This window comes from Modicisalibacter sp. 'Wilcox' (assembly GCF_010993675.1).
GTDB classification, from domain to species: domain Bacteria; phylum Pseudomonadota; class Gammaproteobacteria; order Pseudomonadales; family Halomonadaceae; genus Modicisalibacter; species Modicisalibacter tunisiensis.
Map to the genome: position 1 here is coordinate 189,639 of NZ_WNXF01000001.1, position 14,884 is coordinate 204,522.

Here is a 14,884-nt window from a genome sequence, read left to right on the forward strand (position 1 = left end):
GCGCCTTGTGCATCATGCGCGGACGAAGCGTGACTGCGGATAGCGCGGCCGGCGCCGCGAGAGCCGATCGAGCAGCGCGAACACCGCCACCACCACGACCAGCAGCATCAGCGCGGTGGCCGCCGCGCCCTGCCAGCGATAGCCGCCCAGTTGCTGGTAGAGCAGCATCGGCAGGGTCGGCCGGCTGGGGCTGCCGAACAGCGCGATGACGCTGAAATCCCCCAGTGACAGGGTCATCGCATAGGCCAGCGCCAACCCCATCGGCCGCTTCAGCCGCGGCCAGATCAGCCAGCGCCAGTAGGCCCAGCCGCGCACGCCCAGCTGATCGGCCAGCCGCCGGGCCTTGCCGACGGGCAGCGCCACCCCGCCCTGCAGCACCTGCATGACGAACGGCAGGGCCATGAAGGCGTTGACCAGTGCCACCAGGGCATAGCTCTGCCAGTCGCCACCCAGCCCCGGGCGCAGCAGCAGGAACAGCCCGGTGCCCAGCACCATCGCCGGCAGTATCAGGATCAGCTGGCCCCCACCCTCGAGCAGGCCGGCCGGCAGCGCGTGGCCTCGACGCCGCCAGCGCTGGGCGGCACCCACCAGTGCCAGCGCCAGCATCAGCGCCCCGAGTGCTGCCGCCAGTGCCATCGTCAGACTCAACAGGGTGGCCGGCCACAGCGCCGACTGCCCGGGCAGCGCCGGCAGCCCGCGGGCCCCGGCGATCACCACCGCTGCCAGCGGCGGCAACAGCAGGGCCGCCAGCATCGTCAGCCAGACGCCATCCACGAGCCGCGACAGACCCCGGGCATCACGACGCCGCCAGCGACCGGCCGGCCGCGCCGCGTCGCCGGTGGCCAGCAGCGGCATCCCGCCACCCTGGCGCAGCGCCAGGGCCCACAGGGCCAGGCAGACCGCCAGCTGGGTCAGCGCCAGCAGTGCCGCACGCGCCAGATCCCCCTCGTAGGTCAGCGCCTGGTAGAGAGCGACCTCGAGAGTGGTCGCGCCGGGACCGCCGCCCAGGGTCATGACGATGGCGAAGCTCGAGAAGCACAGCGTGAAGACCAGCGCCGTCAGGCGTGGCAGCAGGCGGCGCACCACGGGCCATTCCAGACAGCGCCAGATGGCGCGCCGCGTCAGGCCGAACTGGGCGACCAGCCGCCACTGCGCCTCGGGCTGACGTTCGAGGCCCTGAAGCAGCAGGCGTGCTGCCAGCGGCAGGTTGTAGAAGACATGCGCCAGGACGATGCCCGACAGCCCGTAGAGATAGCCGAGCGGTTCACCACTGAGCTCACGCCACAGCGTCGACAGCCATCCCTGCCGGCCGTGCACCGCGACCAGCCCGAACAGCGCAATCAGCGTGGGGATCACCAGCGACAGTTCCATGGCCCGCAGCAGCAGGCGTCTCCCGGGAAAGCGCGGCCGCCGTGCCAGCGCCACGGCGACCGGTATCGCCAGCACCAGGCTGATCAGGGTCGACAGCGTCGCCTGAAGCAGCGAGAAACGCAGCACCCCGCTCAGGTAGGGATCGCGCCACAGCGTATCGAGTGCCACCACCGGCGCATTGACCAGCAGCGCGGCAAGACTGCCCAGCCCCAGACCGACCACCAGCGCCCAGGCGAGCACGCCGGCGCCCAGCACGCTCCGGGCCGGACGCCAGTCCCGCTCCGGGCCGATCCCCGCCTCGCTCATCGCGTGCTGGCGCGCAGCCAGTCATCGATCCAGGCCTTGCGGTGCTCGCGAACGACCGACGGCGAGAAGGTGTAGACCTCGGGGTCGATCAGTTTCGAATACGCCTCGGGCAGGCCGTCGCCAAGATCGATCGCCGGGTACATGACGTTGCTCAGCGGCAGTTCGCGCTGGAAGTCGCGACTGAGCATGAAGGCCAGAAACTCGCGGGCCAGCTGGGGGTGCTTGCCGTGGCGGGTCCTCGCCGCCACCTCGACCTGCAGGTAGTGGCCCTCGTCGAACGCGGCCGCCTGGTAGCGGTCCGTGTGGTCCACCGCCATGTGGTAGGCCGGCGAGGTGGCGTAGGACATCACCATCGGCGCCTCGCCGTTCAAAAACAGCGAGAAGTAGGCCTCGCTCCAGTCGCGGGTCACGGTCAGGATGTGCGGCTGCAGGCCGCGCCAGATGGCGTCGGCGCGATCGCCGTAGGCATGCCGGATCCACAGCAGCAGCCCCAGCCCCGGCGTGCTGGTGCGCGGGTCCTCGATGATCACCTTGAGGTCGTCCGGCGCATCGATCAGCTCCTGGAAGCTGTGCGGCGGTTCGGGCAGCGCCCGAGAATCATAGACGAAGGCGAACGGCGCCCAGTCGAACGGCACGAAGGTGTCGTCGTCCCAGTCGACCGGCAGCGCCAGCGGCGACAGGTCGACGCCGTGGGGGGCCAGCAGCCCGGTGTCACGAGCCTCGGCCATGAGGTTCATGTCCAGCCCCAGCACCACGTCGGCGGCGCTGTCCTCGCCCTCGAGCTTGAGCCGCTGCAGGATACCCACACCGCCGTCGAGGGCGACGAAGCGCAGCCGGCAGTCGCACTGCGCCTCGAAGGCCTTCTTGATGCTCGGCCCCGGCCCCCATTCGGAGACGAAGGCGTCGTAGGTGTAGACCGTCAGCGTTTCCTCGGCCTGGGCCGGGGAAACGCTGCACAGGGCGGCCAGGGTGAGGCCGCCGGCGAGAGTCCTGCGAGACATGGCGTGTCCTTGTCGTGTCGTGGGCGATGAGCGTCGCGGCGCATTATAGTCCCTCGCCTCTCACCCCGTCCTCACGACCGGCGCGCCCCGTCTCAGTCGAACACCACCCGGGCGACATCCTTGTACTGTTTGGCGAAATGCACGGTCATGCCCTCCTTCAGGTAGTCCGGCAGTTCCTCGTAGTCGCGCCGGTTGGCCTCGGGCAGGATCACCTCGAAGAGATCGCTCCTGCGCGCGGCGATGATCTTCTCGCGGATCCCGCCCACCGGCAGCACCTGACCGGTCAGGGTCAGCTCGCCGGTCATCGCCAGCGGGCGGCCGACGGCCTGGTTGCGCGCCAGCGAGAGCAGCGCCGTGGTCATGGTCACCCCCGCCGAGGGGCCGTCCTTGGGCGTGGCCCCCTCGGGCACGTGCAGGTGCACGAAGGCCTCGTTGAAGAAGTCGGCATCGGCACCGTAGTCGCCGAGATGCCCCAGCGCATAGCTGTAGGCGATGTTGGCCGACTCCTGCATCACGTCGCCGAGCTTGCCGGTGAGCTTCAGCCCGCGGGTCAGGGCATGCACCTTGGTGGCCTCGATGGGCAGCGTCGCCCCGCCCATCGCCGTCCAGGCCAGGCCGGTGACCACGCCGACGCCCTTGAGCACCTGCTCCTTGCGGAACAGCGGCGCACCGAGGTAGTCCTCGAGGTTGTTGACCGACACCTTGACCGTCTGCTGGTCGTTCTCCAGCAGCTTCACGGCCGCCTTGCGCACGATGCGATGCAGCTGTTTCTCGAGCTGACGCACCCCGGCCTCGCGGGCATAGCCCTCGATCACCTGCCGGAGCGCGGCATCGGTCAGGTTGATGCGCTTCTTGGCGATGCGGTCACGCTCGAGCAGCCGCGGCCACAGGTGGTGCTTGGCGATCGCCACCTTCTCCTCGGCGATGTAGCCGGACAGGCGAATCTGCTCCATGCGATCGAGCAGCGCCGGGGGGATCGAGTCCAGGGTGTTGGCGGTGCACACGAACAGCACCTTGGACAGGTCCATGCGCACGTCGAGGTAGTGATCGAGGAAGTCGACGTTCTGCTCCGGATCAAGTACCTCGAGCAGTGCCGAGGCCGGGTCGCCCTGGAAGGACTGGCCCAGCTTGTCGATCTCGTCGAGCATGATCACCGGGTTCTCGACCTCGACCTCCTTGATCGCCTGGACCAGCTTGCCGGGCATGGCGCCGATATAGGTGCGCCGATGGCCCTTGATCTCGGCCTCGTCACGCATGCCGCCCACCGAGAAGCGATAGAAACGCCGGCCCAGCGCCTCGGCGATGGAGCGCCCCACCGAGGTCTTGCCGACCCCCGGCGGGCCAACCAGCAGCAGGATCGAACCACCCACGTCGCCCTTGAAGGTGCCCTCGGCGAGGAACTCGATGATCCGTTCCTTGACGTCGTTCAAGCCGTCGTGATCGCGGTCGAGCACCGTGCGCGCATGCTTGAGATCGAGCTGATCGTCGGAGGTCACGCCCCACGGCAGCGAGGTCAGCCAGTCGAGATAGTTGCGCGTGGTGCCGTATTCGGGCGAGCCGGTCTCGAGCACCGAGAGCTTGTCGAGCTCCTCGTCAATGCGTGTCTGGACGCGTTCCGGCACCGTCAGGTGCTCCAGCCGGGCGCGGAAGGTATCGACGTCGTTCTCGCGATCGTCCTTAGAGATGCCCAGTTCCTTCTGGATCACCTTGAGCTGCTCGCGCAGGAAGAACTCGCGCTGGCGCTCCTGCATCTGGGCGTTGACCTGCTCGCTGATCTCGCTCTGCAGCTGGGCGACCTCGATCTCCTTGCGCAGCAGCGGCAGCACCTTCTGCATGCGCGCCATCACCGGCAGCGTCTCGAGCACTTCCTGGAGTTCCGGCCCCTTGGCAGAGGTGATGGCCGCGGCGAAATCGGTCAGCGGCCCCGGCTCCTGAGGGCTGAAGCGATTGAGGTACTGCTTGAGCTCCTCGCCATAGAGCGGGTTGATCGGCAACAGCTCCTTGATGCCGTTGATCAGTGCCATGGCATAGGCGCGCGCCTCGTTCTCCTCGGCGTCGACCGGCTCCTTGGGATAGGTGACCTCGACCAGATAGGGCGGGGTCTTCGACAGCCAGCGCACGATCCGAAAGCGCCGCATGCCCTGGGCGATGAACTGGATCTGCTGCTCCTCGCCCTGCGCCTTGTGCACCTTGACCGCGGTGCCGATCGTCGGGAAGTCCTCGTGGCCGAGCTGGTCGACGCCGGCATCACCGACGTAGGCTACCCCCACCACGTGATGCGGCGTATCGGCAACCCGCTGCATGGTCTCCTCCCAGCGCCGGCGCTGGATCAGCAACGGCTGCACCTGGGCGGGAAAGAACGGGCGGTTGTGGATCGGCAACAGGTAGATGCGTTCGGGCAGGTATTCCTGGGTAGGCACCACCGCCCCGCGCGGCGCCTGTTCGCCGTCGTCACGGGAAGCGCTGGAGTCCAGGAGAATATCCGGTGCGTCTTGGTCGCGTTCGCTCATCGTTCACCCTTGTCCGCTGGGTCGAATTACCCATCTGGAACCTGCTATGCGGGCAGCGCGGAAAAACTTCAAGCGCGACGGGCGCGGGACTCAGTGCAGCCAGAACCACAGGTGCATGGTGCTCCAGGCGTAAACACCGGCGAGAATGTCGTCGAACATGATGCCGAAGCCCCCGGCGACGCGCCGGTCGACCAGGCGAATCGGCCAGGGCTTGATGATGTCGAACACCCGGAACACCACGAATCCCCACAGCGCCGCCTGCCACGAAAACGGCACCGCCGCCATGGTCAGCCAGTAGCCGACAAACTCGTCCCAGACGATGCCGGAGTGATCGTGGACGCCCAGATCCCGGGATGTCTTCTCGCACAGCCAGATGCCGATCAGTCCGGCGACCAGCACCAGCCCCAGATACCAGGACAGGGTGAGCCCGGACATCAGCCAGTAGAAGGGAATCGCCGCCAGGGTGCCGAAGGTGCCGGGGGCGAACGGCACCGCACCGCTGCCCAGCCCGAAGGCGAAGAAGTGGGTAGGACGGCGCCAGACGCTGGAGGGAGCCCGGTTCATGGCGTCCCTCCCGGGAAATGCTGCCAGCCCGTGGGGCGGGTGCTGTCATCGATGCCATGAATGCCCGGTTCGCCGACCACCCGGCCGATCGGCGTCAGCGGCAGGCCGAGCGTCTGAAGGCGATTGACGGCCTCGTTCAGGGCCTCGGGCGGCAGCGCGACCAGCAGTTCGTAGTCATCGCCACCGGCGAGTGCCGCCTCCCGGGCGGCCGCCTCGCCGAGCCGCGCCGTCAGCCCCTCGGCCAGCGGCAGTACCTCGGGTTGCAGCGCTGCCCCGACGCCACTGGCGGTGCACAGATGCTGCAGGTCGGCCAGCAGGCCATCGGAAATATCGATCGCCGCATGCGCCAGTTCGCGCAGCACCTCGCCCGCGGTCAGCCGGGGCTCCGGCAGCAGGTAGGCACGCAGCAGCGGATCATCGAGGTCGCGCACTCCGTCACGCCAGGCCGCGAGGCCGCCACGACCACCGCCCAGCGCGCCGGTCACGGCCAGAATGTCCCCAGCCTCGGCCCCCGAGCGGCGCAGCGCCCGGCCGGCCGGCACCTCGCCATGCACCGTCACCGACAGGCTCAACGGCCCGCGGGTTACATCGCCGCCGACCAGCGCCACCCGGCTGCGCCGGCACAGGGCGTGAAAGCCCGCGGCGAAGCTTTCCAGCCACGCCTCGTCGGCCTCGGGCAGGGTCGCCGCCAGCGCGCACCAGCGCGCCCGGGCTCCCATGGCGGCCAGGTCGCTGAGCGCCACCGCCAGCGCACGATGGCCGATCGCCACCGCCGGCGCCGCCTGCGGGAAGTGCACATCCACGACCGAGGTGTCGACGCTCACCGCCAGCTCGCTGCCGGCACTCGGCGCCAGCAGCGCGCAATCGTCGCCCGGCCCCGCCACGACACCCGGCTCGGCGTCGCAGGGGCGTGCGAAGAAACGGGCGATGAGTTCGAACTCGCTGGGCATGGCAGCCGGCACGTCAGCGAAGACGCGCGTTGACCTCGGTCGACCGCAGGCGGGCGGCCAGCTTGTCGAGGATGCCGTTGACGTACTTGTGACCGTCGGTGGCACCGAAGGACTTGGCCAGCTCGACGCCTTCGCTGATCGCCACGCGATACGGCACCTCGAGGCGATGAGAAAGTTCGTAGGCGCCCAGACGCAGGATCGCCAGCTCGATGCTGTCGAGATCCTCGAGCCGACGATCGAGCAACGGCGCGATGGCGGCGTCCAGATCACTGCGATAGCGAGCCACGTTCTGGAACAGCTCGTGGAACAGCGCCAGGTCGGCGAGTTCCATGACCTTGTGCCAGTTCTCGTGGTCCTCGAGATCCTCGTCGGCCACCTGACTGCGGAACTCCGCTTCCACGGTGGCCACCGGCTTGCCGGTCATCTGCCACTGATACAGTGCCTGCACGGCCAGTTCGCGGGCCGCGTGACGCGCCTGACGCGACGCCTGGCCGGAACGCTTGCGATCGCTCATGCCTGGCCTCCCAGGCGACGCATCAATGACACCATCTCCATGGCCGCCATCGCGGCTTCGGTGCCCTTGTTGCCCGCCTTGGTGCCGGCACGCTCGATGGCCTGCTCGATGGAGTTGACCGTCAGCACGCCGTTGGCGATGGGCGTTTCATACTCGAGCTGCAGGTTGCCGAGCGCGGCGTTGCAGCCGCCGGCGACATGCTCGAAATGCGGCGTGCCGCCACGAATGACCGCACCCAGCGCGATCACCGCATCCGGCTTGACCACCTTCAGGGCCCGCTTGACCGCCAGCGGCAGCTCCCAGGCGCCGGGCACGTGCACGAGGTCGATGTTTTCCTCGTCGACGCCGTGGCGCACCAGGCTGTCGACCGCGCCCTCGACCAGGCTGTCGACGACGTGATGATTGAACCGGCCGACGACGATCACGTAACGAGCGTCGACGTCGGTGAAGGAACCTTCGACTTGAGATATCGGCTGCATAACCATGTCCTGGACAAAAAGGAGCCTATTCTAGGCAACCGCCACGCGAATGTCTGCGTCGACCCCGCGGGGTCCGCCGCGGCGGCTGCACCGGGGCGCGTGTCAGTCGGCGGCGCCCGGCGCCGCCTCGGCATCGATCCGCTCGACCACTTCCAGGTCGAAGCCCGACAGGGCCGAGAATTTCCAGGGCGAACTGAGCAGGCGCATCTGCCCCACCCCCAGCTGACGCAGGATCTGCGAGCCGGTGCCGATCATCAGGTAGTTGCCGGCGCCGTCGGAGTCGCTGGTGCGCGGGGCGCGCTGACGGCCGAGGAAGATGTCGAACTGGGTCTTCAGGTCCAGGGGCGCGCGGCCGTCGTCGAGCAGCACGAACACCCCCGCCGGCGCGGCGGCGACATGCGCCAGAGCCCGATGGGCGGTCCAGGTGGGCTGCTCGCCCCTCTGAAGGGCCAGCAGGTCCCGCAGGCTGTCGGCCAGATGCACGCGTACCGTGGTCGGCATTTCCGCGCGCGGCTCGCCCTTGACCAGCGCCAGGTGGTGGGCTCCCTGGATGCGATCCTGGAAGACATGCAGGGTCATCTCGCCGAAGACGGTCTGCACTGTCTGGCTGTCGACCCGCTCGACGGTCTGCTCGTTGTGGATGCGGTAGTGGATCAGATCGGCGATGGTGCCCATCTTCAGGTCATGCTCGGCGGCGAAGCGCTCGAGTTCGGGACGCCGCGCCATGCTGCCGTCCTCGTTCATCACCTCGCAGATGACCCCGCTGGGCTCGAGGCCGGCCATCGCCGCCAGATCGCAGGCCGCCTCGGTATGCCCGGCACGGCGCAGCACACCGCCCGGCTCGGCCATCAGCGGAAAGATGTGCCCGGGCTGGGCGATGTCGGCCGGCACGGCGTCGCGCGCCACCGCCGCACGTACGGTACGGGCACGGTCGGCCGCGGAGATGCCGGTGGTGACGCCTTCGGCGGCCTCGATCGACACGGTGAACTTGGTGCCGAAGCCGGAACCGTTGTCACGTACCATCAGCGGCAGCTTGAGACGCTCGCAGCGCTCGCGGGTCATCGGCAGACAGATCAGTCCGCGTGCATGCCGGGCCATGAAGTTGATGTGCTCGGCCTCGACCTTTTCGGCGGCCATGATGATGTCGCCTTCGTTCTCGCGATCCTCGTCATCCATGAGGATCACCATCTTGCCCTGGCGAATGTCTTCGATCAGCGCCTCGACGCGCGCCAGCCCTCCGGGGGTCGGCAAGTCGGAATCGGCGGCGTGGGAATTGGAAAGCGCCATGGAATCTCCGGTCTTCATGTTTCAGACCCAGCATGTCTAGGACCCGGCCCGGCCGGTAATGTCGTCACCGGGCGACGCTGCGCGGCCTTGTACGCCGTGTCAGGTCGGCGGTCAGGGTACCTGCCCGGGGCCCGGCGCGCCAGCCCCGCGACACCATCAGCTCACGCGTTCGGGGCGGGCGATGATGCGCCAGTCGCGCCCCACCGCACGAATGTCGTCGATCTGCAACGGGCGCTGCTGGGCCATGCGCGACAACCCCGGCAAGGCGAACAGCGGGCGCGCCTCGCCGCCCAGCAGCGTCGGCGCCACGAACAACTGCATCTCGTCGATCAGTTCGGCGTCGAGCATCGCCCCGGCGAGCGTCGCGCCGGTTTCCAGCAGTACCTCGTTGCAGGCCTCCTCGGCCGCCAGATGGCGCAGCAGTGCGGCCAGGTCGACCCGCTCGGCCAGCGACGGCAGCTCGAGCACCTCGGCGCCGGCCGCCTCGAGGGCGGCGCGGCGCGCCGGTTCGCGGGCACAGGTCGCCACCAGGGTACGCCCAGGCTCACGCAGACACGCCGCCGCCAGCGGCAGGCGCAGGCGCGAATCGACGATCACCCGCAGCGGCTGGCGCTCGGCCACCCGGCCCGCCGCCTCGGCCTCGAGCCCCAACTGGTCGGCCCGCACCGTCAGCCGCGAGTCATCGTGGATCACCGATTCGACCCCGGTCATCACCGCACTGGAGCGGGCCCGCAGCCGCTGCACCTGAGTACGCGCCGCCGGCCCGGTGATCCACTGCGATTCGCCGCTGGCCATGGCCGTGCGCCCGTCGAGGCTCATCGCCATCTTCAGCCGCACGAACGGCCGCCGACGCGTCATGCGCGACACGAACCCCGGGTTGAGCCGCCGGGCGTCGGCTTCCAGCAGCCCCGTCTCGACGGCGACCCCCGCCTCGCGCAGCATCGCCAGGCCACGCCCGGCCACCTCGGGATTGGGGTCTTCCATCGCCACCACCACCCGCTTCACGCCGGCCTCGATCAACGCCTGCGCGCAGGGCCCGGTACGGCCGTGGTGGGCGCAGGGTTCGAGGGTCACGTAGGCGGTAGCGCCTCGCGCCGCCTCACCGGCGGCCTGCAGAGCATGGATCTCGGCATGCGGCTCGCCGGCACGCACGTGCCAGCCCTCGCCGACCACGCGACGCTGCTTGACCAGCACGCAGCCCACGCGCGGATTGGGATCGGTGGTATAGAGCCCGCGTCGCGCCAGTTCCAGCGCGCGGGCCATGAAGGATTCGGGGGTCGCCTTGGCCATGCGTTCCTCGACGGTGGCAAGATGGGACGCCCGGCGGGCCGGCTCAGCGCGGCTCGTCGCCGGGCAGGAAGTTCGGCTCCTGGGCGAGCCGGTCGATCTCGGCGCGGAACTCGTCGATGTCCTGAAAGCGGCGGTAGACCGAGGCGAAGCGGATGTAGGCCACCTGGTCGAGCCGCTTGAGCGCGTGCATCACCTCCTCGCCGATCTCGCGGGCCTCGATCTCGCGCTCGCCGCGCGCGCGCAGCCGCTGGCGGATCCGCTCCACCGCCGCCTCGATCGATTCGGCACTCACCGGACGCTTCTCCAGGGCGCGCAGCATGCCGTCGCGCAGCTTGCGGGCATCGAAGGACTCGCGCGAGCCGTCGGCCTTGATCACCCGCGGCATGATCAGTTCGGCGGTCTCGTAGGTGGTGAAGCGCTCGCCGCAGGCGGCGCACTGACGCCGCCGGCGCACCTGATCCCCCTCGGCGACCAGGCGCGAATCGGTGACCTTGGTGTCGTTCTTACCGCAGAAGGGACAATGCATCGCTCGAGATCCACCAGGAGTACGTGGCGTCATTGTAACGGGATGGCGCGCAGCGCGGAAATCGCCATGATGACGCCTGGCGTGGCTCGAGCGTCGTCTTGCGGCAAGGGATGGCCGCCCCCGCGGATAGGCTGGACCGACCATTCGTCATCAGGAGCCTTGCCATGACCCGATCCCTGCTGCCCTCCACCGCCCTTGCCCTGCTCTGTGCCCTGCCCCTGGGGGGCACCGCTGCGGCGGCCAGCGCCGACATCGATACCGTACGCTTGGGGGTGCCGCCCTGGCCGGGGGTGACGGTCAAGAGCGAGGTGGCCGCCCAGCTGCTCGAGGCGATGGGCTACCGCACCCGGCAGAACAACCTGGCGGTCAGCGTGATTCTCGACGGCCTGGCCCGTGGCGACCTGGAGGCCTATCTGGGCGGCTGGTATCCGGTCGAGGAGGACATGGTCGAGCCGCTGGTCGACCAGGGCAAGGTGGTCAAGGCCACGGCCAATATCCGCGGCGCCACCTCCGGCCTGGTGGTCCCCGACTACGTGTACGAGGCCGGCGTGCACAGCGTGGCGGACCTGGATGCCTACCGCGACCGCTTCGACGGCGAGATCCTCGGCATCGAGGCCGGCACCGGCATCAACAATGCCGTCAACGCGGCCATCGAGGCGGATCGCGCCGGACTGGGCGACTGGAGCCTGCGCGAAAGCTCCACCGCCGCGATGCTGGCCCAGGCCGGGCAGAAGATCGACAACCACCAGTGGGTCACCTTCATCGGCTGGGAGCCGCACTGGATGAACATCAGCTACGACCTGCGCTACCTAGCGGACAGCGACGATGCGGGCGTAGCCGACATCCGCAGCACCGTATGGACCGTGCTGCCCGCCGACCTCGAGGCCCGTGATGCGGATGTCTACCGCTTCTTCTCGCAGATGGTGGTGGACATCGACGATCAGAACCAGTGGGTCGACGCCCACGGCCACGAGGAAAAGAAGGCCGAGGACGTGGCACGCCGGTGGATCGGCTCGCACCTCGACGAGGTGGCCACCTGGCTCGACGGGGTCGAGGCCAAAGACGGACAGCCGGCCATCGACGCGGTTCGGGCACGCTTCGACCAGGCGGGATAACCGGTACAGGCAGGATAGTCCGGTAACGAGATCGGGCGCGCCACTGGCGCGCCCGATCCGTCGATACCGATCGTGAAGGCTCAGAAGAAGCCCAGCGGATTGGTGTCGTAGCTGACCAGCAGGTTCTTGGTCTGCTGGTAGTGCTCCAGGGCCATCTTGTGGGTCTCGCGACCGATGCCGGACTTCTTGTAGCCACCGAAGGCGGCGTGCGCCGGATACTGGTGGTAGCAGTTGGTCCATACCCGCCCGGCCTGGATGCCGCGGCCCATGCGGAAGGCGACGTTCATGTCGCGGGTCCAGACCCCCGCGCCGAGCCCGAACTCGGTATCGTTGGCGATCGCCAGCGCCTCGGCCTCGTCCTTGAAGGTGGTCACGCCCACCACCGGGCCGAAGATCTCCTCCTGGAAGACCCGCATGCTGTTGCGTCCCTTGAGCAGGGTCGGCTGGATGTAGAAGCCCTTGTCGTAGGCCGGATCGAAGCTCTCCCTGCCGCCGCCGGTCAGGAACTCGGCCCCCTCCTCGCGCGCCACGTCCATGTACGACAGGATCTTGTCAAACTGCTCCTGGCTGGCCTGGGCGCCGACCTGCACCTCGGTATCCAGCGGGTTGCCGCGCTTGATCGCCCGGGTACGCTCGACCACCCTGGCCATGAAGTCGTCGTACATCGACTCCTGGATCAACGCCCGCGACGGGCAGGTGCACACCTCGCCCTGGTTGAGGAAGGCCAGCACCAGCCCCTCGATGGCCTTGTCGATGAATTCGGGCTCGGCGTTCATGATGTCGGCGAAGTAGATGTTCGGCGACTTGCCGCCCAGCTCCACGGTGGAGGGGATGATGGTGTCGGCGGCACACTTGAGGATGTGCGAGCCCACCGGCGTGGAGCCGGTGAAGGCGATCTTGGCGATGCGCTTGCTGGTGGCCAGCGCCTGGCCGACTTCCTCGCCGTAGCCGTTGACGATGTTGACCACCCCCGGCGGCAGCAGGTCGCCGATCAGCTCCATGACCTTGAGAATCGACGCCGGGGTCTGCTCGGCGGGCTTGAGCACCACGCAGTTGCCCGCCGCCAGCGCCGGCGCGAGTTTCCAGGTGGCCATCAGGATCGGGAAGTTCCAGGGGATGATCTGCCCCACCACGCCCAGCGGCTCGTGGAAGTGATAGGCCACGGTGTTGGCGTCGATGTCGGCGGCCGTGCCCTCCTGGGCGCGGATGCAGCCGGCGAAGTAGCGGAAGTGATCCACCGCCAGCGGCAGGTCGGCGTTCAGGGTCTCGCGCACCGCCTTGCCGTTGTCCCAGGTCTCGGCGACGGCCAGCATCTCCAGGTTCTGCTCGATGCGATCGGCGATCTTCAGCAGGATGTTGCTGCGCTCGGCGGCCGAAGTCTTGCCCCAGGCGGGCGCCGCCCGGTGCGCGGCGTCCAGCGCCAGCTCGATGTCCTCCTCGGTGGAGCGCGGTATCTCGCAGAATACCTCGCCGCGGACCGGACTGATGTTGTCGAAGTACCGGCCCTGGCGCGGGGCGACGAACTCGCCGTCGATATAGTTGCCGTAGCGCTTCTCGAACGAGACGACGGCACCGCCGCTCCCCGGGTTGGCGTAGATCATGGCTGTGCTCCTGACAGGGTTGTGATGAGTGACACCGATTGAGTCTTGGTCACCACGCCCCAGCGCGACATAGTCCGAAGGTATGAGTCGCTGAACGAACCGGGGCCGCAGCGGCACCGCCCGGCTCCCTTGCCGTGATCGACGAATGGCTATGCCACCAAAGTGGAGTTGTCTCGAAGGGGGCCAAAATCGATCATGAGCCCATTGCAACGACGCAGGACGTCGGCAAGAAATACAAGGCAAATCGACGGTGACGAGGTCACGGCAAGAACACCAAGAAGCCGAAGACCGTCGAAGATCAAGTACAAGACACGGCGGCAAGACGCATCACACAAGAAGAACAAGGGATGCAAAAAAAGTCCCCCGGGCAAGACGAGGGGGGCGAGGCGGAGCACGCCAGCTCACTGTTACGTCGCCGCCGGTCAACGACCCGCCATGCGACGAATTCAAGCGCCACGACAATCGGCGTCGCTGGAGAAGATCAGCAAGAACAACGCCAGCCTCCAAGAAATCCAACAACAACAATATTCAAGAAAAAGACACGATCATCGCCCAGCCCTTGCCATCAGGGGCTGGGCGTTCTCTTTTGGGCCCCCGAAAGCCGTTCACGTCCCTTCCCGGTGCGCCGTCCCGACCAGGCCGATCGTCGGCAGGCGCGCCACCCGGTCATGCTTTCGAGGATCGACCATCCACCGCCTCGCCGAGGTGGCCGGCAACGGCCACCGGTCAGTAATGAATCGCCAGCCAGACGGTCGGGCCGTCGGGGTCGGTCCAGGCGACCCGATGGCGCACGTGCGCCGGGATGAGCACATGATCGCCGGGTGCCAGGGTCATCTCCTCCCCTCGCTCGAACGCCAGCATGGCACTCCCCTTGAGCACCACCACCCACTCGTCGCGCGCCTGGTCGTACCAGCCCGACGCCGGCGAACGCTGCCCGCGCGAGACGATCCGCTCCACCGTCACGGCCTCGTTTTCGATGATCGACTCGAACAGCTCGTCATCGAGACGCTCGGGAATCCCGGCAAACAGATTGTCCATGAGCCAACCTCCAACAGGGCACGACGCCGGAATCGCCATCGTGCTCATTCACGATCTCGTAGTCCCGCTACCGATCCCGACGCCGGGCGTCCATCGTGTAGTTAAGCTACAACGGCTTGTGCGCCCAATGGCGCTTTGTGGGATATCGCGCCCTGACCCATAGTGAAATCACGGCGCCGGACAGGGAATCATCACCTCGATTCACTGACCGACGCCCGGCTACCACCTGAGCGCCATGCCATCCTCGATCCAGGCGTCAGGAGCGACGGTCTTGGAACACTGATGACCCTGCCGCAGTGCAGCCTCGGGCGCTTATCCGGCCCGGCATGCGT

13 protein-coding genes are annotated in these 14,884 nt (G+C 68.1%); 1 reads left to right on the forward strand and 12 read right to left on the reverse strand.

Features of this window, described 5'->3' with window-relative positions:
* Positions 1 to 12 precede the first annotated feature (12 nt).
* The 10 genes from thiP to nrdR all read right to left on the reverse strand — a co-directional run bounded on the left by thiP (position 13) and on the right by nrdR (position 10,798).
* Positions 13 to 1,677 carry a thiamine/thiamine pyrophosphate ABC transporter permease gene (thiP, locus tag G7A98_RS00850; RefSeq protein ID WP_163647589.1) on the reverse strand — a complete coding sequence of 555 codons (1,665 nt, stop codon included), beginning with the start codon at positions 1,675 to 1,677 and terminating at the stop codon, positions 13 to 15.
* Entirely contained in the window at positions 1,674 to 2,678 is a 1,005-nt protein-coding gene (thiB, locus tag G7A98_RS00855) for a thiamine ABC transporter substrate binding subunit (protein WP_163647590.1), read from the reverse strand. The genes thiP and thiB overlap by 4 nt, the downstream gene beginning before the upstream one ends.
* Before the next feature lie 92 nt (positions 2,679 to 2,770).
* Positions 2,771 to 5,188 (reverse strand): endopeptidase La, encoded by a 2,418-nt coding sequence (gene lon, locus G7A98_RS00860; RefSeq protein WP_163647591.1) that lies wholly within the window; start codon positions 5,186 to 5,188, stop codon positions 2,771 to 2,773.
* Between the two features lie 90 nt (positions 5,189 to 5,278).
* Positions 5,279 to 5,752: a phosphatidylglycerophosphatase A gene (locus tag G7A98_RS00865; protein ID WP_163647592.1), complete on the reverse strand. Its 474-nt coding sequence runs from the start codon at positions 5,750 to 5,752 to the stop codon at positions 5,279 to 5,281.
* Positions 5,749 to 6,702: a thiamine-phosphate kinase gene (gene thiL, locus G7A98_RS00870; protein ID WP_163647593.1), complete on the reverse strand. Its 954-nt coding sequence runs from the start codon at positions 6,700 to 6,702 to the stop codon at positions 5,749 to 5,751. Before thiL ends, G7A98_RS00865 begins: the two co-directional genes overlap by 4 nt.
* 13 nt (positions 6,703 to 6,715) lie before the next feature.
* Positions 6,716 to 7,216 (reverse strand): transcription antitermination factor NusB, encoded by a 501-nt coding sequence (nusB, locus tag G7A98_RS00875; protein ID WP_163647594.1) that lies wholly within the window; start codon positions 7,214 to 7,216, stop codon positions 6,716 to 6,718.
* Positions 7,213 to 7,695: a 6,7-dimethyl-8-ribityllumazine synthase gene (gene ribE, locus G7A98_RS00880; RefSeq protein ID WP_163647595.1), complete on the reverse strand. Its 483-nt coding sequence runs from the start codon at positions 7,693 to 7,695 to the stop codon at positions 7,213 to 7,215. Before ribE ends, nusB begins: the two co-directional genes overlap by 4 nt.
* 102 nt (positions 7,696 to 7,797) lie before the next feature.
* Positions 7,798 to 8,982: a bifunctional 3,4-dihydroxy-2-butanone-4-phosphate synthase/GTP cyclohydrolase II gene (ribBA, locus tag G7A98_RS00885; protein ID WP_163647596.1), complete on the reverse strand. Its 1,185-nt coding sequence runs from the start codon at positions 8,980 to 8,982 to the stop codon at positions 7,798 to 7,800.
* 156 nt (positions 8,983 to 9,138) lie between these two features.
* Positions 9,139 to 10,272: a bifunctional diaminohydroxyphosphoribosylaminopyrimidine deaminase/5-amino-6-(5-phosphoribosylamino)uracil reductase RibD gene (gene ribD, locus G7A98_RS00890; RefSeq protein WP_163647597.1), complete on the reverse strand. Its 1,134-nt coding sequence runs from the start codon at positions 10,270 to 10,272 to the stop codon at positions 9,139 to 9,141.
* A 43-nt stretch (positions 10,273 to 10,315) separates the two neighbouring features.
* Positions 10,316 to 10,798, reverse strand: a complete 483-nt coding sequence (gene nrdR / locus G7A98_RS00895) for a transcriptional regulator NrdR (protein ID WP_163647598.1) — start codon at positions 10,796 to 10,798, stop codon at positions 10,316 to 10,318.
* Between the two features lie 164 nt (positions 10,799 to 10,962).
* Between nrdR and G7A98_RS00900 the strand changes: the two genes are divergently transcribed.
* Positions 10,963 to 11,913, forward strand: coding sequence for an ABC transporter substrate-binding protein (locus G7A98_RS00900; RefSeq protein WP_163647599.1), 951 nt, complete (start codon positions 10,963 to 10,965; stop codon positions 11,911 to 11,913).
* A gap of 80 nt (positions 11,914 to 11,993) precedes the next feature.
* Here G7A98_RS00900 and G7A98_RS00905 read toward each other — a convergent pair whose 3' ends face one another.
* Complete coding sequence (locus tag G7A98_RS00905; protein ID WP_163647600.1) at positions 11,994 to 13,514, reverse strand: aldehyde dehydrogenase family protein; 1,521 nt, start codon at positions 13,512 to 13,514, stop codon at positions 11,994 to 11,996.
* A gap of 726 nt (positions 13,515 to 14,240) precedes the next feature.
* The gene (locus tag G7A98_RS00910) at positions 14,241 to 14,552 is read right to left on the reverse strand and encodes a cupin domain-containing protein (RefSeq protein ID WP_163647601.1); all 312 of its coding nucleotides are present in this window, start codon (positions 14,550 to 14,552) and stop codon (positions 14,241 to 14,243) included.
* Positions 14,553 to 14,884: the final 332 nt, after the last annotated feature.

What these genes read in the sequence shown, in the direction of transcription:
- ribE (WP_163647595.1), bottom strand. Translation starts at nt 7,695, where the DNA reads ATGCAGCCGATATCTCAAGTCGAAGGTTCCTTCACCGACGTCGACGCT.
- thiL (WP_163647593.1), bottom strand. Translation starts at nt 6,702, where the DNA reads ATGCCCAGCGAGTTCGAACTCATCGCCCGTTTCTTCGCACGCCCCTGC.
- thiP (WP_163647589.1), bottom strand. Translation starts at nt 1,677, where the DNA reads ATGAGCGAGGCGGGGATCGGCCCGGAGCGGGACTGGCGTCCGGCCCGG.
- lon (WP_163647591.1), bottom strand. Translation starts at nt 5,188, where the DNA reads ATGAGCGAACGCGACCAAGACGCACCGGATATTCTCCTGGACTCCAGC.
- ribD (WP_163647597.1), bottom strand. Translation starts at nt 10,272, where the DNA reads ATGGCCAAGGCGACCCCCGAATCCTTCATGGCCCGCGCGCTGGAACTG.
- thiB (WP_163647590.1), bottom strand. Translation starts at nt 2,678, where the DNA reads ATGTCTCGCAGGACTCTCGCCGGCGGCCTCACCCTGGCCGCCCTGTGC.
- G7A98_RS00900 (WP_163647599.1), top strand. Translation starts at nt 10,963, where the DNA reads ATGACCCGATCCCTGCTGCCCTCCACCGCCCTTGCCCTGCTCTGTGCC.
- G7A98_RS00910 (WP_163647601.1), bottom strand. Translation starts at nt 14,552, where the DNA reads ATGGACAATCTGTTTGCCGGGATTCCCGAGCGTCTCGATGACGAGCTG.
- ribBA (WP_163647596.1), bottom strand. Translation starts at nt 8,982, where the DNA reads ATGGCGCTTTCCAATTCCCACGCCGCCGATTCCGACTTGCCGACCCCC.
- nusB (WP_163647594.1), bottom strand. Translation starts at nt 7,216, where the DNA reads ATGAGCGATCGCAAGCGTTCCGGCCAGGCGTCGCGTCAGGCGCGTCAC.
- G7A98_RS00865 (WP_163647592.1), bottom strand. Translation starts at nt 5,752, where the DNA reads ATGAACCGGGCTCCCTCCAGCGTCTGGCGCCGTCCTACCCACTTCTTC.
- G7A98_RS00905 (WP_163647600.1), bottom strand. Translation starts at nt 13,514, where the DNA reads ATGATCTACGCCAACCCGGGGAGCGGCGGTGCCGTCGTCTCGTTCGAG.
- nrdR (WP_163647598.1), bottom strand. Translation starts at nt 10,798, where the DNA reads ATGCATTGTCCCTTCTGCGGTAAGAACGACACCAAGGTCACCGATTCG.